The organism is Amycolatopsis suaedae (assembly GCF_004214935.1).
GTDB classification, from domain to species: domain Bacteria; phylum Actinomycetota; class Actinomycetes; order Mycobacteriales; family Pseudonocardiaceae; genus Amycolatopsis; species Amycolatopsis suaedae.
Genome location: NZ_SFCC01000006.1, coordinates 230,247 through 256,849, shown reverse-complemented (window position 1 = coordinate 256,849; position 26,603 = coordinate 230,247). Strand labels below are relative to the sequence as shown.

General features: G+C 71.4%; 24 protein-coding genes and 1 tRNA gene. 10 read left to right on the top strand and 15 right to left on the bottom strand.

Annotated elements, in window-relative coordinates:
• Positions 1-277: 277 nt before the first annotated feature.
• The 4 genes from EWH70_RS13795 to EWH70_RS13780 all read right to left on the bottom strand — a co-directional run bounded on the left by EWH70_RS13795 (position 278) and on the right by EWH70_RS13780 (position 3,153).
• Positions 278-778, bottom strand: coding sequence for a DUF501 domain-containing protein (locus EWH70_RS13795; protein WP_130475750.1), 501 nt, complete (start codon positions 776-778; stop codon positions 278-280).
• Between the two features lie 9 nt (positions 779-787).
• Entirely contained in the window at positions 788-1,309 is a 522-nt protein-coding gene (locus EWH70_RS13790; protein ID WP_130475749.1) for an FtsB family cell division protein, read from the bottom strand.
• Positions 1,310-1,315: 6 nt separating this feature from the next.
• Entirely contained in the window at positions 1,316-2,602 is a 1,287-nt protein-coding gene (gene eno, locus EWH70_RS13785) for a phosphopyruvate hydratase (protein WP_130475748.1), read from the bottom strand.
• A gap of 92 nt (positions 2,603-2,694) precedes the next feature.
• Positions 2,695-3,153: a VOC family protein gene (locus EWH70_RS13780; RefSeq protein ID WP_130475747.1), complete on the bottom strand. Its 459-nt coding sequence runs from the start codon at positions 3,151-3,153 to the stop codon at positions 2,695-2,697.
• 242 nt (positions 3,154-3,395) lie between these two features.
• On the opposite strand from EWH70_RS13780, the gene EWH70_RS13775 reads away from it, so the two are divergent.
• Positions 3,396-3,791, top strand: coding sequence for a tetratricopeptide repeat protein (locus EWH70_RS13775; protein WP_130475746.1), 396 nt, complete (start codon positions 3,396-3,398; stop codon positions 3,789-3,791).
• Positions 3,792-4,258: 467 nt separating this feature from the next.
• On the opposite strand, the gene EWH70_RS13770 is transcribed toward EWH70_RS13775, so the two are convergent.
• Entirely contained in the window at positions 4,259-5,113 is an 855-nt protein-coding gene (locus EWH70_RS13770) for a lysozyme family protein (RefSeq protein WP_338078574.1), read from the bottom strand.
• Between the two features lie 35 nt (positions 5,114-5,148).
• Positions 5,149-6,054 carry an aldo/keto reductase gene (locus EWH70_RS13765; protein ID WP_130475745.1) on the bottom strand — a complete coding sequence of 302 codons (906 nt, stop codon included), beginning with the start codon at positions 6,052-6,054 and terminating at the stop codon, positions 5,149-5,151.
• Positions 6,055-6,131: 77 nt separating this feature from the next.
• Here EWH70_RS13765 and EWH70_RS13760 point away from each other — a divergent pair, with 77 nt between their 5' ends.
• Positions 6,132-6,701: a TetR/AcrR family transcriptional regulator gene (locus EWH70_RS13760; protein ID WP_130475744.1), complete on the top strand. Its 570-nt coding sequence runs from the start codon at positions 6,132-6,134 to the stop codon at positions 6,699-6,701.
• Here the strand turns inward: EWH70_RS13760 and EWH70_RS13755 are convergent, their stop codons facing one another.
• The 5 genes from EWH70_RS13755 to EWH70_RS13735 form a co-directional block, all read right to left on the bottom strand.
• A complete protein-coding gene (locus EWH70_RS13755; RefSeq protein ID WP_130475743.1) occupies positions 6,702-7,646 on the bottom strand; it encodes a nucleoside triphosphate pyrophosphohydrolase in 945 nt (314 codons plus the stop codon). It abuts the gene before it with no gap.
• Complete coding sequence (locus tag EWH70_RS13750) at positions 7,643-8,593, bottom strand: SurA N-terminal domain-containing protein (protein WP_165436265.1); 951 nt, start codon at positions 8,591-8,593, stop codon at positions 7,643-7,645. Before EWH70_RS13750 ends, EWH70_RS13755 begins: the two co-directional genes overlap by 4 nt.
• Positions 8,594-8,636: 43 nt before the next feature.
• The gene (mfd, locus tag EWH70_RS13745) at positions 8,637-12,188 is read right to left on the bottom strand and encodes a transcription-repair coupling factor (RefSeq protein ID WP_130475895.1); all 3,552 of its coding nucleotides are present in this window, start codon (positions 12,186-12,188) and stop codon (positions 8,637-8,639) included.
• A gap of 91 nt (positions 12,189-12,279) precedes the next feature.
• Positions 12,280-13,356 (bottom strand): aminotransferase class V-fold PLP-dependent enzyme, encoded by a 1,077-nt coding sequence (locus tag EWH70_RS13740; RefSeq protein ID WP_130475741.1) that lies wholly within the window; start codon positions 13,354-13,356, stop codon positions 12,280-12,282.
• On the bottom strand, positions 13,353-13,958 hold the full coding sequence (locus tag EWH70_RS13735) for a TetR/AcrR family transcriptional regulator (RefSeq protein WP_130475740.1): 606 nt from the start codon (positions 13,956-13,958) through the stop codon (positions 13,353-13,355). The genes EWH70_RS13740 and EWH70_RS13735 overlap by 4 nt, the downstream gene beginning before the upstream one ends.
• A gap of 101 nt (positions 13,959-14,059) precedes the next feature.
• Between EWH70_RS13735 and EWH70_RS13730 the strand changes: the two genes are divergently transcribed.
• The 3 genes from EWH70_RS13730 (at position 14,060) to EWH70_RS13720 (ending at position 16,968) form a co-directional block, all read left to right on the top strand.
• A complete protein-coding gene (locus EWH70_RS13730) occupies positions 14,060-15,262 on the top strand; it encodes a PQQ-dependent sugar dehydrogenase (RefSeq protein ID WP_130475739.1) in 1,203 nt (400 codons plus the stop codon).
• A 296-nt stretch (positions 15,263-15,558) separates the two neighbouring features.
• A complete protein-coding gene (locus EWH70_RS13725) occupies positions 15,559-16,116 on the top strand; it encodes a TetR/AcrR family transcriptional regulator (protein ID WP_130475738.1) in 558 nt (185 codons plus the stop codon).
• A 9-nt stretch (positions 16,117-16,125) separates the two neighbouring features.
• The gene (locus tag EWH70_RS13720) at positions 16,126-16,968 is read left to right on the top strand and encodes an alpha/beta fold hydrolase (protein ID WP_205669118.1); all 843 of its coding nucleotides are present in this window, start codon (positions 16,126-16,128) and stop codon (positions 16,966-16,968) included.
• A 3-nt stretch (positions 16,969-16,971) separates the two neighbouring features.
• Here the strand turns inward: EWH70_RS13720 and EWH70_RS13715 are convergent, their stop codons facing one another.
• From EWH70_RS13715 to EWH70_RS13705, 3 genes are all read right to left on the bottom strand, one after another.
• On the bottom strand, positions 16,972-17,706 hold the full coding sequence (locus tag EWH70_RS13715) for an SDR family NAD(P)-dependent oxidoreductase (protein ID WP_130475737.1): 735 nt from the start codon (positions 17,704-17,706) through the stop codon (positions 16,972-16,974).
• Between the two features lie 345 nt (positions 17,707-18,051).
• The gene (locus tag EWH70_RS13710; RefSeq protein WP_165436275.1) at positions 18,052-18,645 is read right to left on the bottom strand and encodes a TetR/AcrR family transcriptional regulator; all 594 of its coding nucleotides are present in this window, start codon (positions 18,643-18,645) and stop codon (positions 18,052-18,054) included.
• Between the two features lie 92 nt (positions 18,646-18,737).
• Positions 18,738-19,700: an acyl-CoA desaturase gene (locus EWH70_RS13705; protein WP_130475736.1), complete on the bottom strand. Its 963-nt coding sequence runs from the start codon at positions 19,698-19,700 to the stop codon at positions 18,738-18,740.
• A 170-nt stretch (positions 19,701-19,870) separates the two neighbouring features.
• Between EWH70_RS13705 and EWH70_RS13700 the strand changes: the two genes are divergently transcribed.
• The 5 genes from EWH70_RS13700 (at position 19,871) to EWH70_RS13680 (ending at position 25,331) form a co-directional block, all read left to right on the top strand.
• Positions 19,871-19,942 (top strand) — tRNA-Gln (locus tag EWH70_RS13700).
• Positions 19,943-20,022: 80 nt separating this feature from the next.
• Positions 20,023-21,729, top strand: a complete 1,707-nt coding sequence (locus EWH70_RS13695; protein WP_130475892.1) for a GGDEF domain-containing protein — start codon at positions 20,023-20,025, stop codon at positions 21,727-21,729.
• A 45-nt stretch (positions 21,730-21,774) separates the two neighbouring features.
• Positions 21,775-23,247, top strand: a complete 1,473-nt coding sequence (gene glmU, locus EWH70_RS13690) for a bifunctional UDP-N-acetylglucosamine diphosphorylase/glucosamine-1-phosphate N-acetyltransferase GlmU (protein WP_130475735.1) — start codon at positions 21,775-21,777, stop codon at positions 23,245-23,247.
• The gene (locus tag EWH70_RS13685) at positions 23,244-24,224 is read left to right on the top strand and encodes a ribose-phosphate diphosphokinase (protein WP_130475734.1); all 981 of its coding nucleotides are present in this window, start codon (positions 23,244-23,246) and stop codon (positions 24,222-24,224) included. The genes glmU and EWH70_RS13685 overlap by 4 nt, the downstream gene beginning before the upstream one ends.
• Positions 24,225-24,482: 258 nt before the next feature.
• Positions 24,483-25,331, top strand: a complete 849-nt coding sequence (locus tag EWH70_RS13680) for a TIGR03621 family F420-dependent LLM class oxidoreductase (protein ID WP_130475733.1) — start codon at positions 24,483-24,485, stop codon at positions 25,329-25,331.
• Here the strand turns inward: EWH70_RS13680 and EWH70_RS13675 are convergent.
• On the bottom strand, positions 25,328-26,410 hold the full coding sequence (locus EWH70_RS13675) for a hypothetical protein (protein WP_130475732.1): 1,083 nt from the start codon (positions 26,408-26,410) through the stop codon (positions 25,328-25,330). The genes EWH70_RS13680 and EWH70_RS13675 overlap by 4 nt on opposite strands.
• Positions 26,411-26,603: the final 193 nt, after the last annotated feature.

The window sequence follows — 26,603 nt, the reverse complement described above, 5'->3', positions numbered from 1 at the left end:
ACGCGATCTGTCCGTACCCCGGCAATGCCACCACAGCATGCCTGATGTAAAGCCGGCGGAAACACCGTTCCGGCCCTAATGGCCTAGAACTCCGTCGGATTTTCACAAGTGGGGACGGCTAGTTCATCCTTGCGCCACAAGGGTTACTCCAAATGGCCCAATACTGACGATGGTCTCGCCGTCCCGGCACCCGCAGACTACGTCCTCGGCGCGGCATCGCGGGCCGGGAATTCGCCGAACGGGCCGTTCGGCAAGCCAGGAACCGGAATCCTGCCGTTCACGCGCAGTCGCCGGACGGCCAGCCCTCCTGCGAGCGCAGCAGTTCCAGGGTTTCGTCGCCGAACGGGTTCACGCCGGGCCCGCACGCGAGCGTGTGCGCGAGGTGTACGTGCAGGCACTTGACCCTGCCCGGCATCCCGCCCGCGGTCACCTGGTGGCCGAGCGGTTCGATGGCGTCGCGCTGGGCCAGGTAGGACTCGTGGGCACGCTGATACGCCGCGGCCAGTTCGGGATCCTCGGCCAGCCGCTCGGTCATCTCGCGCATGAGGCCGGATGCCTCCAGCCTGCCCACCAAGGAGTTCAGCCTCGGGCAGGTCAGGTAGTACAGCGTGGGAAAAGGGGTGCCGTTCTCCAGGCGCGGACTGGTCTGCACCACCGACGGATGACCGCTCGGGCACCGCGCGGCCACCGCCCGCAGCGCGCGGGGCGGCCTGCCGAGCTGCTCGGCGATCACCGCCCTGTCCGCCTCGGTGACCGGTTCGAACTCCAGCTTGCTCACCGTCACAAACTACCCGGTGACCTGCTTCCACAACTTCTCGTACCAGGGTCCCGGCTGCTCGGGCTTCTGCTCGGCCGGCGGCTGCTGCGCCTTCTGCTTGTCCTCGGGCAGCTGCACCATGTACGGGGTCTCGCCGGGCATGACGTACCGCAGCCGCCTGCGGGCCTCGGCCTGCACCTGCGCCGGGTCGGCCAGCTCGGCCTGCCGCTCCTCCAGCTGCGCGACGCGCTCGCGCAGCTGGGCCTGCTGCTGTTCCTGCGAGGCCACCTCGGACTGCTGGGTCAGGTACGTCCGCAGTGGAACCGCGATGGTGAAGGCGAGCGCGCAGACCACGATCGCCACCACCGCGGCCCGCCGCGTCGTGGACAGTCCGAGGACCTTCGCGGCGCCGGAGGCACGCTTCGCACTGAGCCCGCGCCGCAGCCGCGCACGCCGGCCTTCCCTGCGTGCGCGCTCCCGCTCGGGCCTGCGCGCGGACGTGCTGCCCGCACGTCCGCGCCCGCGACCGCGACTCCTGCCCCGCTCAGCCATCGGAACTCAGGACTCCGCGTTGAATCTCGGGAAGGCGAGGTCGCCCGCGTACCTGGCCGCGTCGGCGAGGGTCTCCTCGATCCGCAGCAGCTGGTTGTACTTGGCCACCCGCTCGCTGCGGGCGGGCGCGCCGGTCTTGATCTGGCCGACGCCGGTGGCGACGGCGAGGTCGGCGATGAACGTGTCCTCGGTCTCGCCGGACCGGTGGCTCATCATGCTCTTGTAGCCGTAGGAGGTCGCCAGCGAGATGGCGTCCAGCGTCTCCGACAGCGTGCCGATCTGGTTGACCTTCACCAGCAGCGCGTTCGCGGCGCGGCGGGTGATGCCGTCCTCCAGCCGGTCCGGGTTGGTGACGAACAGGTCGTCGCCGACCAGCTGCACCCGCTCGCCCAGCGCGGCGGTCAGGCTGACCCAGCCGTCCCAGTCGTCCTCCGCCAGCGGGTCCTCAATGGACACCATCGGGTAGTCGTTGACCAGTTCGGTGTAGTACGCGGTGAGCTGCTCCGCGCTGCGCTTGGTGCCCTCGAAGGTGTAGGCGCCGTCGGCGAAGAACTCGGTGGCCGCGACGTCCAGCGCGAGCGCGACGTCCCTGCCCGGTACGTAGCCCGCCTTCTCGATGGCGGACAGGATCAGGTCCAGCGCCTCGCGGTTGCTGGACAGGCTCGGCGCGAAACCGCCCTCGTCGCCGAGGCCGGTGGCGAGGCCGCGGCCCTTCAGCACCGACTTCAGCGAGTGGTAGACCTCCGCGCCCCAGCGCAGCGCCTCGCGGAAGGACTCGGCGCCGATCGGCGCGATCATGAACTCCTGGATGTCCACATCGGTGTCGGCGTGGGCACCACCGTTGAGGATGTTCAGCATCGGCACCGGCAGCACGTGCGCGTTCGGCCCGCCAAGGTAGCGGAACAGCTCCAGCTCGGCCGACTCGGCCGCGGCCTTCGCCACGGCGAGCGAGACGCCGAGGATGGCGTTGGCGCCGAGGCGGGACTTGTCCGGCGTGCCGTCCAGGTCGACCAGCTTCTGGTCGACGATGCGCTGGTCGACCGCGTCGATGCCGGTGAGGTCCGGACCGATCTCGTCGAGCACTGCGGCGACGGCCCGCTCCACGCCCTTCCCGTTGTACCGGGACGCGTCACCGTCACGCAGTTCGACGGCTTCGTGCTCGCCGGTGGACGCCCCCGACGGGACGGCGGCCCGCGCCAGCGTTCCGTCGTCGAGAGCCACCTCCACCTCGACGGTCGGGTTGCCACGCGAGTCCAGAATCTCGCGCGCGCCTACCTGCTCGATGACGGCCACGCCTTACTCCCTCACCCGGTTGTGCGAACGACGTCGGAGCCCAGCGTAGTCGCAGGGCATGATCACCGGTCGGAGGCACGCGCGAGGCGTCGCTACTCCGCGCGCACCTCTTGCCAGCCGGCCGGCAGCTCGACCGTATCGGAGAAACGCTGCCAGAAAGACCAGCTGTTGCCGCCGAGGTCGGACACCGTGAACACCCGCGCGCCGTAGGGCTGGTCCTGCGGGGCCGGGATGTCGGTGTCGCCGAGCTGCTCGCACACCCGCTCGTACTGGGCGTCCACGTCGTCGACGTAGACGATGTTGAGCTGCCCGACCGGACCGTCGACACCCTTCGCGGCCCAGTAGTCACCGCCCGTGCTCGTCAGGACGATCTCGGCGTCGCCGGCCAGCATCGTGGCCTGGAACACACCGCCACCCTCGTCGACGAACCGGACCTGCTCGGTGAAGCCGAAGACCCGGCCGAGCCACTCCAGTGCCTCGGTGGCGTCCGCGTAGTAGAGGTACGGGGCTAGGCCGAGGTACCCCACGCCCCTGGCTTGCTCGTCGCTCATGGCGGGCAAGTCCACCACGTCGGCGAACGTGACGTGCGGCGCACCCCTGTCAAACGCAGTTCGAGTCGGTCGGCACCCGCGGAGCCTCGTGGCTGGCGCTCGACCGTCATTCGAGGCGATCAAACGGATCCGCGGTCACTCAAGCCCCGGCCGAGTGGCGACGTCGCTACTTGATCGTGACCGGCGTCCACCTTGTTAGCCGCTTCGACGGGAGGCCGGTACGGGGGTAACGTCGAGGGACCATGGGTGATCAGGACGCAGACTCCGGCGAAGCCCGGTTCGCGGCGTTTCGCCGGGCCGAGGCTCTGGTGGAAAGCCGCCGCCCGCTCGACGCGCTCAAGGTGCTCGAACCCGTCCTGGACGCCGAACCGGACAAACCGAGCGTGCAACTGCTGGCCGGCCGCGCGTACTTCCACTCCGCGCAGCTGCGGCGGGCCGAGCGGGCACTGACCAGGGTGCTGGAGCTGGACCCGGCCGATCACTACGCGCGGTTCGTGCTCGGCAGGACGCTGCAACGGCTGGGCAGGCTCGTCGAGGCGCTGGCCCAGCTGCGGATGGCGGCGGCGATGAATCCGGTGCCGGAGTACCAGGAGGCGATCGGCGAGGTCGCCGCCCGGATCGCGCTGAAGGACTCCTGACCCGTCAGATCTGGTGACGCCTGATGCCGTGACCCGGTCACCCGGCAAAGTCGGAGTCCGCAGGGCGCGGGAGCGTGGAGTTCGCGTGCTGGAGCGTGGAACTCGCGTGCACGACGGTGGGACTCGCGGCGAGTGGCCCCGCTCGACGAGGCGAAGACGGGTTCGTCCCCCGATCTGGAATCGGTGTCCCGGGCAGTGGGACCAGGTGGGCGGGAACGTGCAACTCGCGGGTCCGCAACGGTCGACTCGCGGGTCGGGAACGGAGGACTCGCGCGAACGGCCCCTTCACGCGGGCGACCGGCACCACGTGAGAACCGGCGTCCACATCGTGAGTTCTACCCTCACGCACGCGAATTCTGCGTTCCGGCACGCGAGTTCCACGCTCGAGACCAGCCACCTGCCGCGACGAGACTTTGCCGGAGCCCTTACGTGTGACGTGGTGAAGGGGGCCTTCACGAGGTTCGCCGCTAGCGCAGGTTCGCGGTGGCGGCCGCGTAGGCGTCGGCGCCGCTGAAGACGTCCTGGCCGTAGGCGACGGACTGGTTGTACGTGAGCACCGCCTTCCACCAGCCCTCCGGCGTGCCGAGGTCGCCGCCGCTGGCGCACAGGTAACGGGCGGCGGTGACCGCGGCGTCGTCGATGTTCTGCGGATCCGCCACCGCGCCGTCGCTCGCCGCACGGGTGGCGTAACGCTGCCAGGTGCCGGGCAGGAACTGAAACGGCCCGACGGCCCTGTCCCACTGGGTGTCGCCGTCGAGCCTGCCGCCGTCGGTGTCGGGAATGGCCTTCACGCCGGGCGAGCCGTTCAGCGGTACCCCGATGATCGGCTTGGTGACCTTGCCGTCGACGCCGACCTGCGCGCCGCCGAAACCACCGTGCTGCGACTCGACCCGCGCGATGCCGGCCACCGTCACCCAGGTGATGCGGCACTCCGGACGTTCCGAACGCAGCCACATCTCGGCCCGGCCGTACGCGACGAGCGCGCGAGCGGACACCTGGGTCACCCCGGCCACCTTCTTGGACCAGGCGTCGAGCGCGGCGATGTCGGAGGCGTTCGGCCGGTCCTCGGGTGCGGGCAGACCCGCCCGCGGCGCGGTCGCACCCGGCGGCGGCTTGAGTTCCTCGACGACGAACGGCGGCGGCCCGGACGGTTCAGGCTCCTCGCGGTCGATACCGATCGTGACGATCAGGAGTACCCCGGCCAGGATCAGCCCGAGCGTCAGCGCCAGCCTGCGGACCAGCCGCGGCGGCATCCGCCGACGATCCGGCGCGTCCGGGCGCGGCAGCTGCTCGGTCGTCGAGGACGAGACGGGGTCGACCACCCGTTCAGGTTACAGGCCGTGAACACAGCCCCCGCTCAACCCAGGCTGACGTCCATCGACCGCGATTCGACGGCGTTCAGCGCGGTCATGGTGGCGTCGTCGAGTTCCAGCGAACCGGCGGCGACGTTCGCCGCCAGGTGCGCGCGGTCGGCGGTGCCCGGGATCAGCAGCACGTTCGGCGAGTGGTGCAGCAGCCATGCCAGGCCGACCTGCGCCGGGGTACGGCCGAGCGCCCGCGCGGCGGCGACGACCGCGGGTTCCTCGGCGACCTTCGGCAGGCCCGGAAACGCGCCACCCAGCGGGAAGAACGGCACCCAGGCGATCCCACGCTCGGCACACAGCCGGAGCAGCGGCTCGTCGTCACGCGCCACCAGGCTGTAGGCGTTCTGCACGCAGACGATCCCCGCGGGCAGCGCACGCCGCAGCCCTTCCTCGGTCACGCAGCTCAGCCCGATCGCGCCGATCTTCCCCTGATCGCGCAGTTCGGTCAGGACGGCGAGCTGGTCGTCGAGGTCGACCACCTGGTCGCCGGACGCACGCAGGCCGGGCCCGGTGTCCAGCCTGCGCAGGTTCACCACCGGGATCTGGTCGACGCCAAGCGATTCGAGGTTGTCCTCGACGCTCGCCCGCAGTTCCTCCGGCCGCTGCGCGGGCCGCAGCGGAAGGTCACCGCCGGGGTCGGGAGTGGCACCGACCTTGCTGACCACCATGACCTCGCCGGGCGCGAAGGCGTCCCGGATAAGCCCGTTGACGAAGCCGTTGCCGTAGAACTGCGCGGTGTCGACGTGGTCGACGCCGAGGTCGACCGCGTGCCGCAGCAGGGCGATCGCCGCGTCCCGGTCGCCGTGCAGCCGTTCCAGCTGCATCGCGCCGTAACCGACGCGGGCGACCTGACGCCCGGCCAGCGTCGCGGTCCGTGCCGGAGTGGTGTTCGTGGTCATCCGATGGCCTTCCGCGTGAGCCGATAAGATAAGCGGAGAGTTCCCCGTTTCATCAGCGTACCGGAGAGGTCCCCGTTTTGGCATCCCGTCCGAAGAAGGCTCCGCGAGCGGACGCGATACGTAATCGCGACAAGATCATCGAGGTGGCCCGCAACGCGTTCGCGACCGCCGAGGACGTGGTCTCACTCGACGCCATCGCCAAGGCGGCAGGCGTCGGCAGCGGCACGCTGTACCGCCATTTCCCGACGCGGGAAGCGCTGGTCGAGGCGGTGTACGCGGCGGAACTCGACGACGTCACCGGAAGCGTGCCCAGCCTGCTCCGCGAGCTTCCGCCGGACGAGGCGCTCCGCGCCTGGATGGGGCGCTACGCCGCCTTCGTCGCCACCAAACGCGGCATGGCGGACACGCTGCGTGCCGCCATGGCTTCGGGACGGATCGTCACGGCGGCCACCCGGGAACGCATCACCGGCGCCATCGCCACGATCCTGGCCGCCGGCGCCGAGTCCGGCACGCTCCGCGACGACGTCGACGCGGACGACGTCACCGCGATGCTGCTCGGCGTCAACCTCAGCACCACGGCGTCAGGAACGCCGGAACGCACCGGCCACCTGCTCGATCTGGTGCTGGACGCGCTGAGAACCGGCTGATCAGGCGGGCCAGAAGCGGCGCCAGCCGTCGGCCTCCAGCGTCGCCGGGTCGATCCCGGCCTCGCGGGCGGCTCGTTCGGCCGCGCGGACGTCGGCGGCGAACCGCTTCGCCACGGCCCGCAGCTCACCCTCCGGGTCGACGCCCGCCCGGCGGGCCGTCGCGGCGATCCGGAACAGCCGGGAGCCCTCGTCCTCCCCGGCGGGGAACAGATCCAGCGGCACACCCGCGCGGCCACTGCGCTGGCCGAGCTTGCCCGCCAGTGCCACTGCGGGCTGCCCGAGCGCCACACCGTCCACAATGGACTCGCGGCGCTTCTCGGCCTGCTTGAGCCGCTCCCAGTTCTCCTCCTGCAGCGTCGCCGTCGCGACCCGATCGGCGTCGGCGAACACATGCGGGTGCCTGCCGACCAGCTTCGCCACCAGCTCACCGGCCACGACGTCGACGTCGAACGGGTCGGTCTCGTGCTCGGCCGCGACCCGGGCGTGGAACAGCACCTGCAGCAGGACGTCGCCGAGTTCCTCCCGCAACGCCGCCCGGTCGCCCTCCTCGATGGCGTCCAGCAGTTCGTAGGTCTCCTCGACCAGATACTGCCGCAGCGAGTCGTGCGTCTGCACCGCGTCCCACGGGCAGCCCCCCGGCGAACGCAGCCGGTCCATCACGGCCGTGGCCTCCACCAGCGGCGGAACGGGCGTCTCGACCACCGCGGCACCCGCGGCGAGCAACGCAGCCGCACCGGGGTCGGTACGGCTGGACGCCACCAGCACCACGCGGGACAGCCCCGCCAGTTCCTCCGGGGACGGCGCGGGCTTGGCGTCCAGCGCCACCCTGGTCACCTCGGGCAGGTCACCTGCCGCGAAGACGGCATCGGCGTCCCGCAGCGCGGGCCACGCAGCGGCCGGCAGCACCGCGGGCAGTTCCGGCGGTACGACGACCACGACACTCATGGCTTCGATGGTCGCACGTCCCTGGCGGGGAACTGGAAGCCCGTCAGCTCGTCGGTGTTCGGCGCGAGCTTCATCCCGGCCTCGTCCCAGACGCCGTAACGCGGGTTGACCCGGATGCCGAGTTCCTCGGCGAGCGGCTGCAGCTGACGCCAGCCGATGAACGACAGTGCCTGGGACGGCACGCCCTGCCCGGCGTCGGGCAGCGGCGCGGTGCGCCGGTCGGTCACCAGCGCGACCATCCAGCCCGCTGCCTGGGAGCTGGGCTGGATGACCAGCACCGTTCCCGGCTTCGCCCCGAACAGCGGGCTGATGACCAGTTCCGCATTGGCTTCCTCGCCGAACGTCTGCGGGAGGGTCCACGTGCGGTTGGCGGGCTCGTTGCCGGACTCGGCGATCAGCTGCGCCGCCCTGGCGGGGTCGGCGGCGACCTTCCTGCCCAGCTCGATGGCCTTGTCCTTCGCCGTCGACCCGGGTGCCTCGGCGGTGATCACGGTGCTGACCGCGGTGACGGCGAGGTTGCCCACCGCCTGCGCGCCGACCTGCTCGGCGAGCACGCGGTCGGTGAAGAACTCGCGGACCCGTGAGGGCTCGGTCGGGATCTGCGTGGCGACGGCGTCCACGCCACCGAACCGCTCGATCTGGGCGTCGACCTGCGCGGGATCGGCACGCAAACCCATCCGCTGCGCCGCCACGGCCATCAGCTCGTGCTTGATCCGGTTGGCCACCACCTCACGGGCGGTCAGGTCCAGCTTGCGTTGTTGCTTGGCCTCTTTGGCTTCCGGCGAGTGGTCGATGAGCCACTGGATCTCCTGCTGCACCTCGGCCAGCGGGACCGACCGGTCGCCGACGATCGCGGCCGACGTCACCTGGCTCGGCCCGGAACCACAGCCGACCAGCAGCAGTGTCGAGGTCGCCAGAACGGCCAACAGCACCTTGGAACGCCCCATGATCCGCATCACAGCGCATACCCTCTCACAGCGGACGGCACGGTCAAACGGCAGCGGGCTGCTTGGTCAGCGAACGCAGCAGCGACGTGCACCAGTCCAGCAGCGCGTCGTCCCGGAGCTGCGGCGCGCCGATCCGCCCGCCCGCGCCGCCCTCGGTCGGCCGCGGCACCGAGACCGTGTGCGTGACCGCCTTGTACAACGCCTTGGGGTACAACCGCTTCAGCCGCACCAGCTGCGAGTCGGCCAGCTGCAGCGGGGCGAACCGGATCGAGTTGCCCTGCGTGGACACCTCGGTCACCCCGGCCTCCCGGCAGGCGTGCCGGAACCGCGCGACGGCGAGCAGCCGCTCCACCGGCGCGGGCGGCTGGCCGTACCGGTCGACCAGCTCGTCGCGGACCCCGGCCAGCTCGTCGTTGTCCCGCGCCGCGGCGATCTTGCGGTAGGCCTCCAGCCGCAGCCGTTCGCCGGACACGTAGTCGTGCGGAATGTGCGCGTCGACCGGGAGATCCACCCGCACCTCGGTGGGCGTCTCGTCCTCCTCGACACCGCCCGCGCCCGCCGACCTGCGGAAGACGTCGACGGCCTCGCCGACCAGCCGCACGTACAGGTCGAAGCCGACACCGGCGATGTGCCCGGACTGCTCGGCGCCCAGGATGTTGCCGGCACCGCGGATCTCCAGGTCCTTCATCGCGACGGCCATGCCCGCGCCCAGCTCGGTGTTCTGCGCGATGGTCGCCAGCCGGTCGTGCGCGGTCTCGGTCAGCGGCGCCTCGGCGGGGTACAGGAAGTAGGCGTAGCCACGCTCGCGGCCACGGCCGACCCGGCCCCGCAACTGGTGCAGCTGGGCCAGCCCGAGCAGGTCACCGCGCTCGACGATCAGCGTGTTGGCGTTGGAGATGTCCAGTCCGGTCTCGACGATCGTCGTGCACACCAGCACGTCGTACTCGCGTTCCCAGAAGCCCTGGATGATCTTCTCCAGCTTGTCCTCGTTCATCTGCCCGTGCGCGGTGACCACCCGCGCCTCCGGCACCAGCTCACGGATGCGCCGGGCCGCCTTCTCGATGGACGACACCCGGTTGTGGACGTAGAACACCTGGCCGTCCCGCAGCAGCTCACGGCGGATGGCGGCGCCGACCTGCTTGTCGTCGTAGGCGCCGACGTAGGTCAGGATCGGGTGCCGGTCCTCCGGCGGGGTCAGGATGGTCGACATCTCCCTGATGCCGGCCAGCGACATCTCCAGCGTGCGCGGGATCGGCGTCGCCGACATGGTCAGCACGTCGACGTGCGTGCGCAGCGCCTTGATGTGCTCCTTGTGCTCGACACCGAAGCGCTGCTCCTCGTCGACGATCACCAGTCCGAGGTCCTTGTAGCGGATCCCGGTCTGCAGCAGGCGGTGCGTGCCGATGACGATGTCCACCTCACCGGAGGCCAGCCCCTCCAGCACACCGTCCACTTCGGACTTCGCGGTGAACCGGGACAGGCCCTTGATGGTGACCGGGAACGCCTGCATCCGCCCGGTGAACGTGCTCAGGTGCTGCTGGGCCAGCAGGGTCGTCGGCACGAGAACGGCGACTTGCTTGCCGTCCTGCACGGCCTTGAACGCCGCCCGCACCGCGATCTCGGTCTTGCCGTAGCCCACGTCGCCGCAGATCACCCTGTCCATCGGGACGCCCCGCCGCATGTCCGACTTGACCTCGTCGATGGCGGCGAGCTGGTCGTTGGTCTCGGTGAACGGGAACGCGTCCTCCAGCTCGCGCTGCCACGGCGTGTCCGGGCCGAACGCGTGACCGGGTGCGGCCTGCCGCGCGGCGTAGAGCTGGACCAGCTCGGCCGCGATCTCCTTGACCGCCTTGCGTGCCTTGGCCTTGGTGTTCTTCCAGTCCGAGCCGCCGAGCTTGTTCAGCGTGGGCAGCTCACCGCCGACGTAGCGGGAGACCTCGTCGAGCTGGTCGGTCGGCACGAACAGCCGGTCGCCCGGCTGGCCGCGCTTGGACGAGGCGTACTCCAGCAGCAGGTACTCCCTGGTGGCACCGGCGACCGTGCGCTGCACCATCTCGACGAACCGGCCGATGCCGTGCTGGTCGTGCACGACGTAGTCACCGGCCCGCAGGGCCAGCGGGTCGACGGCGTTGCGCCGCCGCGAGGGCATCTTGGTGTTCAGGTCGCGTGTGGACTGTCCGGCGGCCGCGCCCCGGCCGGTCAGGTCGGACTCGCTGAGCACCACCAGTCCCAGCTCCGGCGCGACGAACCCGTCGGCGAGACCACCGCAGGTCACCGTGACCACACCGGCCGCCGGCGGTTCGGCGAGCCCGTTCTCCGCGAGCGTCGCCGGGACGTCGGCGGCACTCAGCTGCTCGACGGCCCGCGCCGCGGTGCCGTGCCCGGCGACCACCAGTACCGCCGCGCCACCGGTCGCCAGGTGCGCACGCAGGTCGGTCATGGCCCGCTCCAGCTCGCCGCGGTAGGCGGGAGCCGGTTCGACGCCGATCGGCAGCACGTCCTCGGCGTCGGTGGTCAGCTGCGACAGCGTCCACCAGGGACGTCCGGTGTCGCCGGCGTGCGTGGCGACCTCGGCGAGGTCTCGGTAGGCCGACGCGCCGAGGTCGATGGGCGCCTGGCCGCCACCGGCCGCGGCCATCCAGGACGCCTCCAGGAACTCCTGCCCGGTACGCACCAGGTCGGCCGCGCGGGCCCGGATCTTCTCCGGGTCGGCCAGCAGCACGTGGGTGCCCTTCGGCATGGCGTCGGTGAGCATCTCCAGCTCACCGGCGCAGAGCACCGGGATGAGCGCCTCCATGCCCTCGACCGGGACGCCGCCGGAGAGCTTGGTCAGCATCTCGGCGAGCTGGGCGTCGGCCTCGTGCTCGGTGGCCAGGTCGGCCGCCCGTGCCTTGACGTCGTCGGTGAGCAGTAGTTCCCGGCACGGCGGCGCGACCACCTCGGCGATCTCGCCGGGAATCGACCGCTGGTCGGACACGGCGAACGCGCGGATCTCGCTGACCTCGTCGCCCCAGAACTCCACCCGGTACGGGTGCTCGGCGGTGGGCGGGAAGACGTCGAGGATGCCGCCACGCACGGCGAACTCGCCCCGCTTCTCCACCATGTCGACGCGGCCGTAGGCCAGCTCGACCAGCCGGGTCAGCACACCGTCGAAGTCCTGCTCCTCGCCGACCCGCAGCTCGACCGGGGCCAACGTGCTGAGCCCGGGGGCCATCGGCTGGATCAGGCTGCGCACCGTCGCCACGACGACCCGCAGGCCGCCGTGGTCCGGCCCGGCCAGCCGGTGCAGCACGGCGAGCCTGCGGCCCACGGTGTCGGCCCGCGGCGACAGCCGTTCGTGCGGCAGCGTCTCCCAGGACGGGAAGTCGGCGACGGCGTCCGGCCCGAGCAGCGAGGACAGCGTGAGGGTCAGCTCGTCGGCCTCCCTGCCGGTGGCCGTGACGGCCAGCACCGGCCTGCCCGCGTGGGCCAGCGCGGCGGCCACCAGCTGGCGGGCGGCGGTCGGGCCCTGCAGTTCGAGCCTCGGCGCGCCCGCGCGGTCGAGCACGGCCCGCAGGGAGGGCTCGCGCAGGACGGAGGTCAGCAGAGGCGACAAGGAGGCGTGGCTCACCGAAGATCCCTTGGTCGAAGACACGATGATGTGCCCCACACCGGTCGGACCACGGGTGGGGTCGGCACGGCCAAGCCTACGCCCTCGCGGCCTTGACGCCCGCGTGAACCAGGTCGGCCACCTCACTCAGGGTAGACGCGTGCACCGACAGTCTGACGTGCCCCGGCCGGGTGGTCGCGGTGACGCCGTGGCCGGCCAGCGCGGCCGCCAGCGCCGGGCCGGGCACACCGGGCACCGAGACCGGCAGGATCCCGGAACGCCGCGGCGCCGCCAGCCCGCCTGCCGAGCGGACCACCTGGACCAGCTCGCCGACCCGCTCGGCGACGACGGCCTCGATGCGGGCGACCCCGATCGACTCGACGAGCCGCAGCCCGGCCGCGAACCCCGCGCCCGCGATCGGGTCGAGCCGGGTGAGGGCGAACCGTGCGGCGCCCGCGGCGGCCGGCGCCACCCGGTCGAACGCGGCGGGGTCGGCCGAGCCCGCCCAGCCGCTCAGCGTCGGGTTCAGCCGGTCCAGCGCCCTGGGCGAGCAGGCCAGGAAGCCGGTCCCCCAGCCACTGCGCAGCCACTTCTGCCCGCCGGTGGCCACGACGTCGGCCACCGTCCAGTCCTCGTCGGTGACGCCGAAGCCCTGGATGGCGTCGACGATCAGCAGCCGGTCGCCCAGCACGTCCCGCAGGCCGGGCAGGTCGGCGCGGTAGCCGGTGCGGGAGTCGACGGCGCTGACGGCGAGTGCCACGACCCGGTCGTCCAGCGCGGCGCGGACCAGCTCGGGGGTGACCCGGCCGTCGGCGGGATGCAGCGGGCGGACCCGCACCCGCCCGGCGTCGGCTGCCCGCTGCCACGGGTGCAGGTTGGCCGGGAACTCGCCGGTGGAGACCAGCACGTCACCCGGAGGCAGCCCGAACGCGGCATGCAGCAGGCCGGTGCTGGTGTTGGGCTGCGTGACGACGGCGTCGACGGGAAACCCGGTCAGCCGGGCGGCGACGGCGAGTGCCTGTTCCTCGTCCCGCATCACGGCGTCGACGAACCCGTCGGGTGCGGCAACGGCCCGTTCGCCCGCTTCGTGGCGGACCCGGTGGACCGTTCGTGACAGCGGCCCGAAGCGGCCGAAGTCGAGGTAACCCAGCGGTTCGGCGAACTCGTCTCTCACTGCGGCTTTCCGGTGAGCACCAGCTTCAGCATCGTGCGCAACCCGGCGAGTACCCGCTCGGCCGCGTACTCGCCCGCCAGCGCCCGCCGTTGCTCCGCGGCCAGCGGGCCGAGCAGGACGTGTGCGAGGTAGTCGGCGTCGACCTCCGGCCGCGCCTGGCCGAGCAGTGCGGCGACGTGCCGGTGCCAGAACCAGTAGCCGCCGAACCGGTACCGCGCGCCGGGCGCTGCCGTGTCCGACAGGTGCACCAGATCCAGGTGCTGTTCGAGGAAACGCAGGTAGGCACACAGGAAGGCGTCCAGCCGTTCGCCGGGCGGCGCGCCGGGTCCCAGCGGCGGCTGACCGGAGCGGACGGCTTCCTGCAGGCTCAGCTCGCGGCGGCCCAGCAGTTCGGCGGCCATCCCGGCCTTGTCGCCGAACCGGCGGAACAACGTTCCCTTGCCGACCCCGGCGGCCGACGCGATCTGGTCCATGGACACCGCCTCGATGCCGCGCTCGGCGAATAGCCGTCCCGCGGCGGCCAGAATGCGCTCGCGGTTGCGTGCCGCATCCGCCCGCTCCCGCACCGGCGCTCCGCCGGTCTGCCTTCGACTGACGTCCATCGGCGGGGACCATAGTTCAAAACTCCCGGCAGGGCAGGGGATCCGGTGAGAAATAACCCGTGCACACAGCGAACGCACAGCTGGCGGCGCATGCTGTGACCATGCGCGCGCGAACCGTAGGGCTGCTGCTCACCGTCTGTTGCGGACTGACCGCGTGCAGCAGCGAGCCCGTCGAGCAACCGAGCCCGGCCCCGCAGGTGCCGACACCGGCCCCACCGACCGGGACCGCGCTGAAGATCGAGGAGGTCGCCGGCGGCCTGGAGCACCCGTGGGACGTCGGCTTCCTGCCGGACGGCAAGGTGCTCGTCACCCAGCGACCCGGCAGGCTGGCGTTGCTGTCCGGGATGACGCCGGGCGCGACGGTGACCGAGGTCGACGCCGACTTCGCCGACGTACTGGTCAAGGGCGAGGGCGGGCTGATGGGGCTCGCCGTGCACCCGGACTTCGTGCACTCGCGCCGGTTCGTCACCTGCCAGACCAGGCAGAACGGCGGCAGCCCGGTGGACGTGCGGGTGGTGACGTGGACGTTGTCCCCCGACGGCCGCAGCGCCCAGCGGGTCGGCGACCTGCTCACCGGACTGCCGGTCAACGCGAGCGGGCGCCACTCCGGGTGCCGGCCGACGGTGGCGCCGGACGGCGCGCTGCTGGTGGGCACCGGCGACATCGCCGACCACCCCGGCATCCCGCAGGACCGGAAGAACCTGGGCGGCAAGGTGCTGCGCATCGACCTGCGCACCGGCGAGGGCCTGCCGGACAACCCGTTCGCCTCCTCGCCCGACCCCGTCGAGCGCAGGCTGCTCACCTACGGCCACCGCAACGTCCAGGGCGTCGCCGTGCAGCCGGGCAGCGACCAGGTGTTCATCAGCGAGCACGGGCCGCGGGGCCGCGACGAGGTCAGCAAGATCATTCCCGGGCGCAACTACGGCTGGGACCCGTCCAGGGGCGGCACCACGGACGAGTACGACGAGAGCGTCTCGATGAGCGACACCGAGCGGTTCCCGGACGCCGTCCCTCCACTGTGGACGTCCGGTTCGGTGTCCGAGGCACCCAGCGGCGCGGCTTTCCTGGCCGGTACGCAGTGGGGTCAGCTGGAGGGCAGGCTCGCCGTGGTCGCGCTGCGTGGGCAGAAGATGCTGCTGTTCCGGCTCGACGGCTCCGGGGCGGTCACCGACGTGCTGCTGCCGCCGGAGTTCAACGACACCCACGGCAGGCTGCGGGCCGCCCGGCTCGGCCCCGACGGCGCGCTGTACGTCTCAACCTCGACCGGCGACAACGACAAGATCCTGCGCGTCACGCTGGCCTGACCCGCCGCCGCGGACCTTGCCGTGAAGGCCCACCTTCGCGGCATCGTCCGGTGTGGGTGGCTTGTCGCGTGTCCCCCAATGGCTGCCGAGTATGCGATGCCGAGTCCGCATCGTGAGTTCTGCGTTCCGGACCACGACTTCTGCCTTCACGACCGCGAGTTCTGCCTTCCGGCCGCCCGCCCCGGCAAAGTCGGGCCTCGGGCAGGCGACGTGGCTGGTCTCGAGCGCAGAACTCGCGTGCGCTCCGGCCCCCGTGGCCTGTGTACCCTAGGATGTGCCCTAGGGAGGTTAGGAAGATGCCGCGGGAGAGGATCACGCCGGACGCGCTCGTGTCCGCCGCCGCCGATCTGGCCGACGAGATCGGCTTCGGGAACCTGACGCTGGCGGCCGTCGCGAAGCACTTCGGCGTCCGCGACGCGAGCCTCTACACCCACATCCGCGGGCTGGCCGACCTGCGGGAACGCGTCGCGCAGCTCGCACTCACCGAATGGGCCGACGCGCTCGGCTCGGCCGTGGCAGGCCGCTCCCGGCGCGACGCCCTGGTCGCCTTCGCCGACGCCTACCGGGCCATGGCCACCGGGCATCCGGGCCGCTACGCGGCCACCCGTCACCCGGTGCCGTCCGACTCGCCGGGCGTGACCCGCATCGTCGAGGCGTGTTATGCGCTGCTGCGCGGCTACGACCTCACCGAACCCGACGCCACCGACGCGGTCCGTCTCCTGCGCAGCACCCTGCACGGCTTCAGCGACCTGGAGGCCACCGGCAGCTTCACCGCCGACCACAGTCTCGACACCTCGTGGCGGCGAGCGGTCGACACACTCCACCACACCCTGGCCAACTGGTCCATGGCCTAGGAGAGACCCTTGCGCACCGAAACCCCCATCGACTACCGCGAACGCGGCGAAGGCCCGCCGCTGCTGCTCCTGCCCGGCGGCTCCGGCCATCCCGGCAGCCTCGACGGGCTCGCCACGCACCTGGCGGGCCACCACCGCGTCGTCACCATGTCGAGCCGCCTGGTCTCGTCGCGGCCGGGCACCGACCAGCATCCGAAGGTGTACGCCGAGGACGCCCTTGGCCTGATCGACGCGCTCTTCGACGAGCCGCCGGTCGTGGTCGCCTTCAGCGCCGGGGCCATCACCACTCTCGAACTGCTGACCCACGAGCCCGACCGCGTTCGCCTCGCCGTCGTCCACGAGCCCCCGGTGCTAAGCCTGCTGCCGGACGCCGGACGTCATCGGGACGCGCTCGAAGCGGTCCGGACGGCCGCGCGCGCCGGGGACCTGGACGAAGCGGGGCGGCTCATGACCGAGGCCATGACCACCCCCGAACCCGGCACGACCTTTCCGGAACCGCGGCACTACGGCGACTGGCTCGACGGCTACGCCGAGACGCGACCCGAGCCGCCCACCCCGGAGTTAGTGGAGCTGTTCGCGCGACTCAGGGAACTCCAGCCGCTGTTCCTTGAGCACGTCCTGATCCCGTTCACCACCAACGACATCGACCTGACGGCGCTCGGCGCGGCACGCACCCGGCTGGTCCCCGTCGCGGGAATCGACTCCCGCGGCCAGCTTCCCTATCGGGCCGCGGCGGCCCTGGCCACCGGGCTCGGCCTCCCGCTGACCGAGGTCCCCGGCGGCCACCTCGGGCCGACCGAACGTCCCACGCAGTTCGCCGGCGCGCTCAGGGCGCTGCTCGAACAGCGGTGAGGATCACCTGGCCTGGTGGGCACCGCCGTTGATGTGGACGACCTGGCCGGTGATATGCCCCGCACCCGTGCCCGCCAGGAAGAAGATCAGGTCGGCGACCTCCTCCGGCTGCCCGGCGCGCCGGTTGAAGGCCGCGTCGGTCCGCCCGCGGATCCACTCCTCGGTGACCGTGCCCTTGAAGAACTCGGTGTCGCGGATGACGCCGGGCGCGACGATGTTCGCGCTGCCGCCGGCCGGGCCGAGCTGCCGCGCCAGGTCGACGTTCCACGCCTCCAGCGCCGCCTTGGCTGCGCCGTAGGAACCCGAGCCCGCCTTCGCGGCGATCGAGCCGATGGTCACCACCCTCGCCCCCTCGGCGAGCCGGTCCCGCAGTGCCGCGGTGACCAGGACGGTGGTGATGACGTTGGCGGTGTAGTTGGCCAGCCAGCCGTCGGCCAGCGCGGCGAGGTCGCCCGGCTCGGGCGCCGGGCGGCCGTCGCGGTCGGTGTTGCCGCCCGCGTTGTTGATCAACACGTCCACCCGCTCGGGCAGGTCCGCCAGTGCCGCCTGGACGGCCGCCGGATCGGCGGCGTCGAACGCGACGTGGCGTGCGCCGAGCCGCGTCGCCGCCTCGGCCAGCACCTGCTCCCTGCGACCGGTGATCGTCACCCGGTCACCCGCCTTGGCGAACTGCGCCGCGACGGCGTACCCGATTCCGGTGCCACCCCCGGTCACCACGACTTCCCTGCTGTCGCCCATGCCCCACCTTCTTGGTAAGCGCTTTCACACTGCCGCGCCGGAGCGTACCCCCGCGTCCGGCCCGGTCCACGTACGTGAACGCCGGTGCCGGGTACGTGAAGGCCACCTTCACACGTCTCACGTCAGTGCCCCGGCAAAATCCGGGTGCGGCAGGGCGAGGCGGGTGGTTCCGAGCGCAGAGTTCGCGTGCCGGAATGCAGAACTCGCGTGCGTGAGCGCAGAACTCACGATGTGGACGTCGGTTCCAGATCGCGAGACGTGGTTCGGCCCAGGCTCGTGAAGGCCACCTTCATTACGTGTGACGTGGTGAAGGTGGCCTTCACATGCTTCGGCCCCCCGGGAGCGTCAGTTCAGGCGCAGCTTGGGCTTGTGCTCCAGGTGGGACAGGCCGTTCCAGGCCAGGTTGACCAGGTGCGCGGCCACCTCGGCCCGCTTGGGCTTGCGGGCGTCGAGCCACCACTGCCCGGTCAGCGCGACCATGCCGACCAGCGCCTGCGCGTACAGCGCGGCGAGCTTGTCGTCGTAGCCACGCGCGGAGAACTGCTGGGCCAGGATGTGCTCGACCTGGCTGGCGATGTCGTTGAGCAGCGTCGAGAACGTGCCCGTCGAGCTGGCCACCGGTGAGTCCCGCACCAGGATGCGGAAGCCGTCGTGTGAGTCCTCGACGTAGCTCAGCAACGCCGTCGCGGCCTGCTCCAGCATCGCCCTCGGGTGCCCACCGTGCAAAGTGGACACCATCCGGTCCAGCAGCAGCTGGGTCTCCCGGTCGACGACGACCGCGTAGATACCTTCCTTGCCGCCGAAGTGTTCGTACACCACGGGTTTGGAGACGTTGGCGCGATGCGCGATCTCCTCGATCGACGCGCCCTCGAAACCCTTTTCGGCGAACAGTTCCCTGGCGACGTTCAGCAGCTGCTGCCGCCGCTCGGCGCCGGTCATCCGCACACGTGTCACCGGAGCACTCGGACGTGCTCCGGTGACCGCGTCTCGCTTAGCTCGGCGTCTGGCGGCCACCCGGCCAGCCTAGACGCTCAGCGTGACTCCGCCGCGATCCGGGCCAGTCGCTGCGGGGTGGGCCAGCGCACGTTGTACGCCCAGCCGAACTTCTCGAAGATCCAGATCAGCCGTGCCGACAGGTCGATCTGCCCACGCTGCACACCGTGCCGGGCCGACGTCGGGTCGGCGTGGTGCAGGTTGTGCCACGACTCGCCGAACGACAGGATCGCCAGCGGCCAGAAGTTCGCCGACCGGTCCCGCGCCGCGAACGGGCGCTCACCGATCATGTGGCAGATCGAGTTCACCGACCAGGTCACGTGGTGCAGCACGCACACGCGCACCAGCCCGGCCCAGAAGAACGCGGTCACCGCGCCCCACAGCGACCAGGTGATCAGGCCGCCGAGCAGGGCGGGCAGGGTCAGGCTCAGCAGCGTCCAGAGCCAGAACAGCTTGTCCACCCGCACAATCGCGGGGTCCTTCACCAGGTCGGGCGCGAACCGGTCCCGGTTGCTCTGGTCGCGGTCGAACAGCCAGCCCATGTGCGCGTGCCAGAAGCCCTTGGCGATGGCCAGCGGCGAGCTGCCGAACGCCCACGGCGAGTGCGGGTCGCCGTCGCGGTCGGAGAAGGCGTGGTGCCTGCGGTGGTCGGCGACCCAGGTGATGACCGGGCCCTGCACGGCCATGCTGCCCGCGATGGCCATGACGACCCGCAGCCACGGCTTGGCCTTGAACGAGCCGTGGGTGAAGTAGCGGTGGTAGGCGACGGTGATCCCCAGGCCGCTCACCCCGTAGAAGAAGACGAATAGGCCGACGTCAACCCAGGTCAGGCCCCAGCCCCAGGCGAAGGGCACGGCGACCAGCAGCGCGACCAGCGGCAGGATCACGCCGAGGTACACGGAAAACTGAACGGAAAAGCCCCGCCTGCCGTCGATGACCGGCTTGGGACCCTTGGTTGCCGGCGGCTCTCCCCCCGCGGAGCGGTCGAGCGTGGCCGTCATGCGCATCACTTCTTCCTGCTACATACCCACTAAGGGTGACCTTACCTACGATGCCGTAAGTTACGGTACAGGAGGTTTCCACGCGTGGGGAGAGGCAAAACCTCCGGCGGTGCGGCAGCTCACCCCTGTGGTCCGGCAGGATCATGCCTGTTTATCCTGACCAGGCACGATCCGCCGTAGTGTAATTGGCAGCACTTCAGATTTTGGTTCTGACAGTTCAGGTTCGAATCCTGGCGGCGGAGCACGCAAGCTGGTCGAGGGGGTAAAGGCGCTGCCCGAGGACGTGAGCGAGAGGCACACCAGACGCCCGGCGCTGGCCGAGATGTCCGACGCCTGGCTGGTCGGGCGCGCCCGTGAGCTCATCGCCGTGGTGCAGCGCAACAACTACGCCGAGCAGCTCGACATCATCGCCACCCTCGACGAGATGCTGGACGAGACGCAGCGCCGCGGCGAGCCCCTGCTGGTCGCCCAGCTGCTGCGGGCCACCGGCCTCGCCCGCCTGGTCACCAAGGGGATGGCCACCGAGGCCGAGGAACGCCTCGACGAGATGCTCGCCCACACCCGCAGGCACGGCCTGGCGCTGCTGCGGGCCGACGCGCACGCCCTGCGTGGCCGCAGGCTCGTGCTGGCCGAGCAGGAGGACGCGGCGCTCACCGAGATCGCCAGGGCATTGGCCATCCTCGACGAGGCAGGCAGCCCGGACGTCCAGCTGGGCAGGCGGGCGTGGGACAAGCTGCTGTCCTCCGCGCTCATCGACTGCTGGCTGGTGCTCAACCAGCTCGGCGTCTACGAGGCCGCCGAGGAGGTCATCTCCAGGGCCCACCAGGCCATCCGCGACAGCGCGGGGCCACACGAGATCACGTTGCAGCTGGTCAACCGGGTCAAGATGCTGCTGGGCTGGGGCCTGCGCCTGGAGCGCGTCGGACGGTTCGACGAGGCCACGGACAAGTTCAGCACCGCCGCCACCATGGCCGTCGCCATCGAGGCGCCGTTCGCCGAGTCGCTGTTCCCCCGCAAGGCAGGCATTCCCGCCGTCGACCAGGTCGGCGTGCTCGCCGCGGCCCTCGCGCTGGACAAACCGGGCGCCAGCCACATCGACCGCCTGCACAACCTGCTCGACGAGCCCGGCTGGCCGCACGAGCAGGTCATCGTCACCATCGCGCTGGCCCGCTGCCTGGACACCGACGGCCGGCGCGACGAGGCGCTGCAGGCGCTGACGATGGCGCGGCAGAACATGGCCGAGGACAACTCGCAGCCGTCCATGCGGCTCAACCTCATCCGCGAGCTGGCCAAGCTGGAGACCCACGAGAACGAGGACCGGCACGGCGGCCAGAGCAACCATTCGCTGCTGCTCAACTACGCCGGCGCGCTGGAGGCCGACCTGTGGGCCATGCGCGAGTCGCAGATCGCCACGCTCAACACCCGCAGGGAGAACGAGCGGCTGGCCGCACAGCACGGCGCCATCACCCAGCAGGCACTGCAGGATCCGCTGACCGGGCTGCCCAACCGCAGGGCACTCGACGACGAGCTGCGCAAGCTGGCGGCGTCGGTCGACTCCCAGCCGCTGTCGGTGGCGCTGGTCGACCTCGACGGCTTCAAGGGCGTCAACGACCGCCACTCGCATGCCGAGGGCGACGACGTGCTGCGCGTCGTCGCCAGCACGCTGCGTGACGCCCTGCGTGGCGGCGACATCGTCGCCCGCTACGGCGGTGACGAGTTCATCGCGTTGCTACCCGGCGCGCCGGTGACCGCCGCCAAGCAGGCGCTCGGCCGCGCGGTGACGGCCGTCGCGTCGCTGCCGCACCACCTGTCCCACGGCGTGACGCTGTCGGTCGGGCTGGTCTCGATCCGTCCGCAGGAGCGGCCGGAGGAGGTCCTGTCGCGGGCGGATGCGGCGATGTACGAGGCCAAGCGGCAGGGCGGCAACCAGATCGCGTCCGCCGGGTTCGAAGCGGGCGAAACGCCCAGCGGCTGGCCCGAGCACGACGGTCACACCGACCCGGCGTGGGGCCTGCGCGAGCACACGTAGGATCGACGCCCGGGAGTGACCGAGCACGTCAACCAAGGGAGCGTTGTGACCGGCCCGCTGAGCACGCTGATTCTGGCCGCGGGTGAGGGCACCCGCATGCGGTCTGCCACCCCGAAGGTGCTGCACCCGATCGCGGGGCGGCCGCTGGTCGAACACGCCGTCCGCGCCGCGGCCGGGCTGGATCCCGAGCACCTCGTCGTGGTCGTCGGCCACGGCAGGGAGGCCGTCGGCGCCCATCTCGACGCGCTGGCCAAGACGCTCGGCAGGCAGATCGGCACGGCGGTCCAGGAAAGCCAGAACGGCACCGGCCACGCGGTGTCCTGCGCGCTGGCCGAGCTGCCGGCCGACCTGGGCGGAACGGTCATCGTCAGCTACGGCGACGCCCCGCTGCTCGACACCACCACGCTGTCCGCGCTGCTGGCCGAGCACTCCGGCAGCGGCAACGGCGTGACCGTGCTCACCGCGGTCCTCGACGACCCGACCGGCTACGGCCGGATCCTGCGTGACGCCGACGGGACGGTCACCGCGATCGTCGAGCAGAAGGACGCCACCGCCGACCAGCTGGAGATCCCGGAGATCAACTCCGGCGTGTACGCGTTCGACGCCGCGGTGCTGGCCGCGGGCCTGGCGAAGCTGTCCACCGACAACGCGCAGGGCGAGCTGTACCTCACCGATGTCCTCGGCCACGCCCGTGCCGACGGCAAGCGGGTCGGCGCGCTGGTCGTGGACGACCCGTGGCTCACCGAGGGCGTCAACGACCGCGTGCAGCTGTCCACGCTGGGCGCCGAGCTGAACCGCCGGATCGTCCGCGAGTGGCAGCGCGCCGGTGTCACCGTCGTCGACCCGGCCACCACCTGGATCGACGCGGGTGTGACGCTCGCCCGCGACGTCCGGATCGAGCCGGGCGTGCAGCTCAAGGGCGAGACCAGGGTCGGCGAGGGGGCCACCGTCGGACCGGACACCACGCTGACCGACGTGACCGTCGGCGACGGCGCCTCGGTCGTGCGGACGCACGGCAGTGGCGCGGTCATCGGCGAGAACGCGACCGTCGGCCCGTTCGCGTACCTGCGTCCGGGCACGAAGCTGGGGGCGAAGGGCAAGATCGGCACCTTCGTCGAGACCAAGAACGCCGACATCGGGACCGGCACCAAGGTCCCGCACCTGAGCTATGTGGGCGACGCCACGATCGGCGAGTACAGCAACATCGGCGCGGCGAGCGTGTTCGTCAACTACGACGGGGTGAACAAGCACCACACCACGGTCGGCTCGCACGTCCGGATGGGGTCGGACACGATGTACGTCGCGCCGGTGACCATCGGCGACGGCGCCGTCAGCGGGGCCGGAACCGTGATCAGGCGAAACGTTCCACCGGGGGCGCTTGCGGTGTCGGGTGGGCCACAGCGCAATATCGAAGGCTGGGTGACCCGGCGCAGGGCCGGCACCCCAGCGGCGGAAGCAGCCGAGAAGGCACTCGCCGAGCAGCAGGAAACAGAGAACGACGGGGAGTCGCCGACATGAGCCCGAAGCCAGGAACGCCGCAGAAGAATCTGATGCTCTTCTCCGGCCGCGCCCACCCGGAGCTTGCGGAGGAGGTCGCCAAGCACCTCGGCGTGCAGATCACGCCGCAGACGGCGCACAACTTCGCCAACGGCGAGATCTTCGTCCGGTTCCAGGAGTCGGTCCGCGGGACCGACGCCTTCGTGATCCAGAGCCACACCGACCCGATCAACGAGTGGGTGATGGAGCAGCTGATCATGGTGGACGCGCTCAAGCGCGCCAGCGCCAAGCGGATCACCGTGATCATGCCGTTCTACCCGTACGCGCGGCAGGACAAGAAGCACAAGGGCCGCGAGCCGATCTCGGCCCGGCTGATCGCCGACCTGTTCAAGACCGCCGGCGCCGACCGGATCATGACCGTCGACCTGCACACCGCGCAGATCCAGGGCTTCTTCGACGGCCCGGTCGACCACCTGCTCGCGCAGACCGTGCTGGCCGACCACATCAAGGCCACCTACGGCGACCAGGACCTCACCGTCGTCTCGCCGGACTCCGGCCGCGTGCGGCTGGCCGAGAAGTGGGCCGAGACGCTCGGCAACCGCCCGATCGCGTTCATCCACAAGACCCGCGACCCGGACAAGCCGAACCAGGCCGTCGCCAACCGCGTCGTCGGCAAGGTGCGGGGCCGGCTGTGTGTCCTGATCGACGACATGATCGACACCGGCGGGACGATCGTGAAGGCCACCGAGGCGCTGCTCGACGAGGGCGCGTCGGACGTGGTGATCGCCGGAACGCACGGCATCCTGTCCTCGCCGGCGACCGAGCGGCTGGCCAACTGCAAGGCCCGTGAGGTCATCCTGACCAACACGCTGCCGATCCCGGAGGAGAAGCGCTTCCCCGGGCTGACCGTCCTGTCGATCGCGCCGTTGCTGGCGCGGGCCATCGAGGCGGTCTTCGAGGACGGCTCGGTCACGAGCCTCTTCGACGGCAACGCTTGAGTCTTTGGCCCTTGCTTCGCTGCGGGCGCGGTCGGGCCCCTCAGTCGGCGTCTTCCCTCCTCGCCGTCGCTCGCTGCGCGAGCTTTGGGCTCGTCAGTCCAGACGCCGACGGGCCCGACCGGTGCGGGTCGGCTACGGCGCAAAGCACGTGAAGGCCACCTTCAGCACGTGAGACGTAATGAAGGTGGCCTTCACGAGCTTTCGGCCCAGCGCGAAACGGGGCTGACTACCGAGGCCGGTGCGGCCTAGCGTCAGGGCATGGGTGACTTCCGGTTCGGCGTGGGGCTGCGGTCGATCGGCTCGCGGGAGGAGTGGCTGGCCAAGTGCCGCCGGGCCGAGGCGGCCGGGTTCGACGCCATCACGATCCCCGACCACCTCGGCGCACCCGCGCCGTTCCCGGCCATCGTGTCGGCGGCCGTCGTCACCGAGCGGCCCCGCGTCGGCCCGCTGGTGCTGAACGTCCCGTTCTACAACCCGGCGCTGCTGGCCCGCGACATCGCCAGCACCGTCGAGGTGACCGGCGGGCGGCTGGACCTCGGGCTCGGCGCCGGGCACATGAAGTGGGAGTTCGACGACGCCGGCCTGCCGTGGGAGCCGGTCGCGCGGCGCACCGAGCGGCTGGCGGAGGTCATCGGCGAGCTGCGCCGCCGGCTGGCCGGGGACATGCCACCGCTGCTGGTCGCAGGCAACAGCGACGGCGTACTCAGGGTGGCCGCCGAGCACGCGGACATCGTCGGCTTCGCCGGGACCCGGCAGGCCCGCGGGCTGCCACCCGGCACCCTCGACCTGGACAGCGCCGAGCAGCTGGACGAGCGGGTGGCCTTCTTCCGGGAACACGCGGGCGGGCGCGCGGTCGAGGCGAACATGCTGATCCAGCACGTCGAGGTCACCTCGGACCCGGGCGCGGTCTACGCCCGGCTGAAGGCGGACGTCCCGCACATCAGCCTCACCGCCGAGCAGCTGCACGAGGCACCCCAGCTGCTGGTCGGCACGCCGGAGGAGATCGTCGCCAGGGTCCGCGGCCTGCGGGAGCGCTACGGATTCACCTACATCACCGTGTTCGAGGCGTTCCTGGAGACGTTCGCCCCGCTCATGGGCGACATTTAGAGCGCCCTGAACTCGCTCTGGATCTTGCCCCGCAGCGCCTCGACATCGAGGCCGACGACCGCCTCGCCGGTGGCCGTCGACGACGACACGACGCGGTACTGGCCCGGCGAACTTGGCGCGCCGAACGTGACCGTGCAGGCCACGGTGACCGTGCTGTTCGGCGCGGCCGACGACTCCTGCGAGCAGTTGCGCTGCCCCAGCCCGTCGGCGGTGACCAGCGCGGACACCACGATCCGCACGGCCGAGGCCCCGTCGACCGTGTTGCGCACCCGCACGTCGGAGGTGCAGACCCCGGCTCCGGTGCAGGTCACGGCGTTCGCCTCGACGGTGACCGCGAGGTCGGCGCCGAAGTCGAACGCCTGGCCCAGGTTGCCCAGCTCCCCCTCCAGCGCCGCCTGGAACTGGCGGACGCCCTCGCCGGCCAGCACGGCGGGCCACAGCTTCGCCGCCCCGAGCCCGGCACCGACCAGCCCCGCGTCCAGGCTGACCAGCCGGTGCGGCTTGGCCGTGGTCACGGTGAACCGGCCACCCGCCACGGTGACGTCGAACGCCTCGGTCCCGTCCGGCAGCCGGGTGCGGACGGGCTCGGCGAACTGGTCGGCCGCGGCCAGCCGGTCCCGCAGCGCCCGGACCAGCGCGGCCGGCGCGAACGTCGCGCTCGGGCGCACCGGCAGGACCGAGGGGTCCACTCGCATCCACCGGGCGGCGTACTCACCGGCCTTGGCCTCGCCGACGTTCAGCGTCCGCCAGTACGGCGCCGGAGCCGACAGGTAGCTGTCGCCGTCGACCTCGGCCAGCGTCACCGGATGGCCACCGACCGGCAGCGTGCCGTGGACGGTGCCGTTGCGGGTGACGTTGAGGACGGTCTCCCCCGCTCCCGTGCTGATCCGGTAGGCCACCGCGCCGGCTCCGGCCAGCGCGGTCAGCGCCTCGTCGACCGCGGCGGCCCGCTCGGCCCGCCGGTCCGCACGCTGCTGATCGGCGGGAACGGCGACAGGGGTCCCTGCCACCGGTGCCGAGCAGGCGCCGAGCAGGGCGGCAGCGGTCACCCCCAGCACCACCGCTGCCGAACGCCGCATCGGTCACCCCGTTCGAGCCGTTCCGTCACCGCACCCGCCTGCCAGTCTGACGCCGTCAGCCGGGTCTGGTTCCACACGTACCGGAATTCGGCCCCCGCCGCGCGGGGTGATCGTGGGCCGCTTAAACTGTTCGGGTTGTCTCGGCGAGGCGGGCTCAGCGAGTCCGACGTGATCGACGCGGCGGCTTGAGTGG

Coding starts and splice junctions, on each gene's coding strand:
- EWH70_RS13790 (WP_130475749.1), bottom strand. CDS start 1,309: ATGGCTGAGCGGGGCAGGAGTCGCGGTCGCGGGCGCGGACGTGCGGGC.
- EWH70_RS13780 (WP_130475747.1), bottom strand. CDS start 3,153: ATGAGCGACGAGCAAGCCAGGGGCGTGGGGTACCTCGGCCTAGCCCCG.
- EWH70_RS13775 (WP_130475746.1), top strand. CDS start 3,396: ATGGGTGATCAGGACGCAGACTCCGGCGAAGCCCGGTTCGCGGCGTTT.
- EWH70_RS13765 (WP_130475745.1), bottom strand. CDS start 6,054: ATGACCACGAACACCACTCCGGCACGGACCGCGACGCTGGCCGGGCGT.
- EWH70_RS13755 (WP_130475743.1), bottom strand. CDS start 7,646: ATGAGTGTCGTGGTCGTCGTACCGCCGGAACTGCCCGCGGTGCTGCCG.
- EWH70_RS13750 (WP_165436265.1), bottom strand. CDS start 8,593: ATGGGGCGTTCCAAGGTGCTGTTGGCCGTTCTGGCGACCTCGACACTG.
- EWH70_RS13735 (WP_130475740.1), bottom strand. CDS start 13,958: ATGGACGTCAGTCGAAGGCAGACCGGCGGAGCGCCGGTGCGGGAGCGG.
- EWH70_RS13730 (WP_130475739.1), top strand. CDS start 14,060: ATGCGCGCGCGAACCGTAGGGCTGCTGCTCACCGTCTGTTGCGGACTG.
- EWH70_RS13725 (WP_130475738.1), top strand. CDS start 15,559: ATGCCGCGGGAGAGGATCACGCCGGACGCGCTCGTGTCCGCCGCCGCC.
- EWH70_RS13715 (WP_130475737.1), bottom strand. CDS start 17,706: ATGGGCGACAGCAGGGAAGTCGTGGTGACCGGGGGTGGCACCGGAATC.
- EWH70_RS13710 (WP_165436275.1), bottom strand. CDS start 18,645: ATGACCGGCGCCGAGCGGCGGCAGCAGCTGCTGAACGTCGCCAGGGAA.
- EWH70_RS13705 (WP_130475736.1), bottom strand. CDS start 19,700: ATGACGGCCACGCTCGACCGCTCCGCGGGGGGAGAGCCGCCGGCAACC.
- EWH70_RS13695 (WP_130475892.1), top strand. CDS start 20,023: ATGTCCGACGCCTGGCTGGTCGGGCGCGCCCGTGAGCTCATCGCCGTG.
- EWH70_RS13685 (WP_130475734.1), top strand. CDS start 23,244: ATGAGCCCGAAGCCAGGAACGCCGCAGAAGAATCTGATGCTCTTCTCC.
- EWH70_RS13680 (WP_130475733.1), top strand. CDS start 24,483: ATGGGTGACTTCCGGTTCGGCGTGGGGCTGCGGTCGATCGGCTCGCGG.
- EWH70_RS13675 (WP_130475732.1), bottom strand. CDS start 26,410: ATGCGGCGTTCGGCAGCGGTGGTGCTGGGGGTGACCGCTGCCGCCCTG.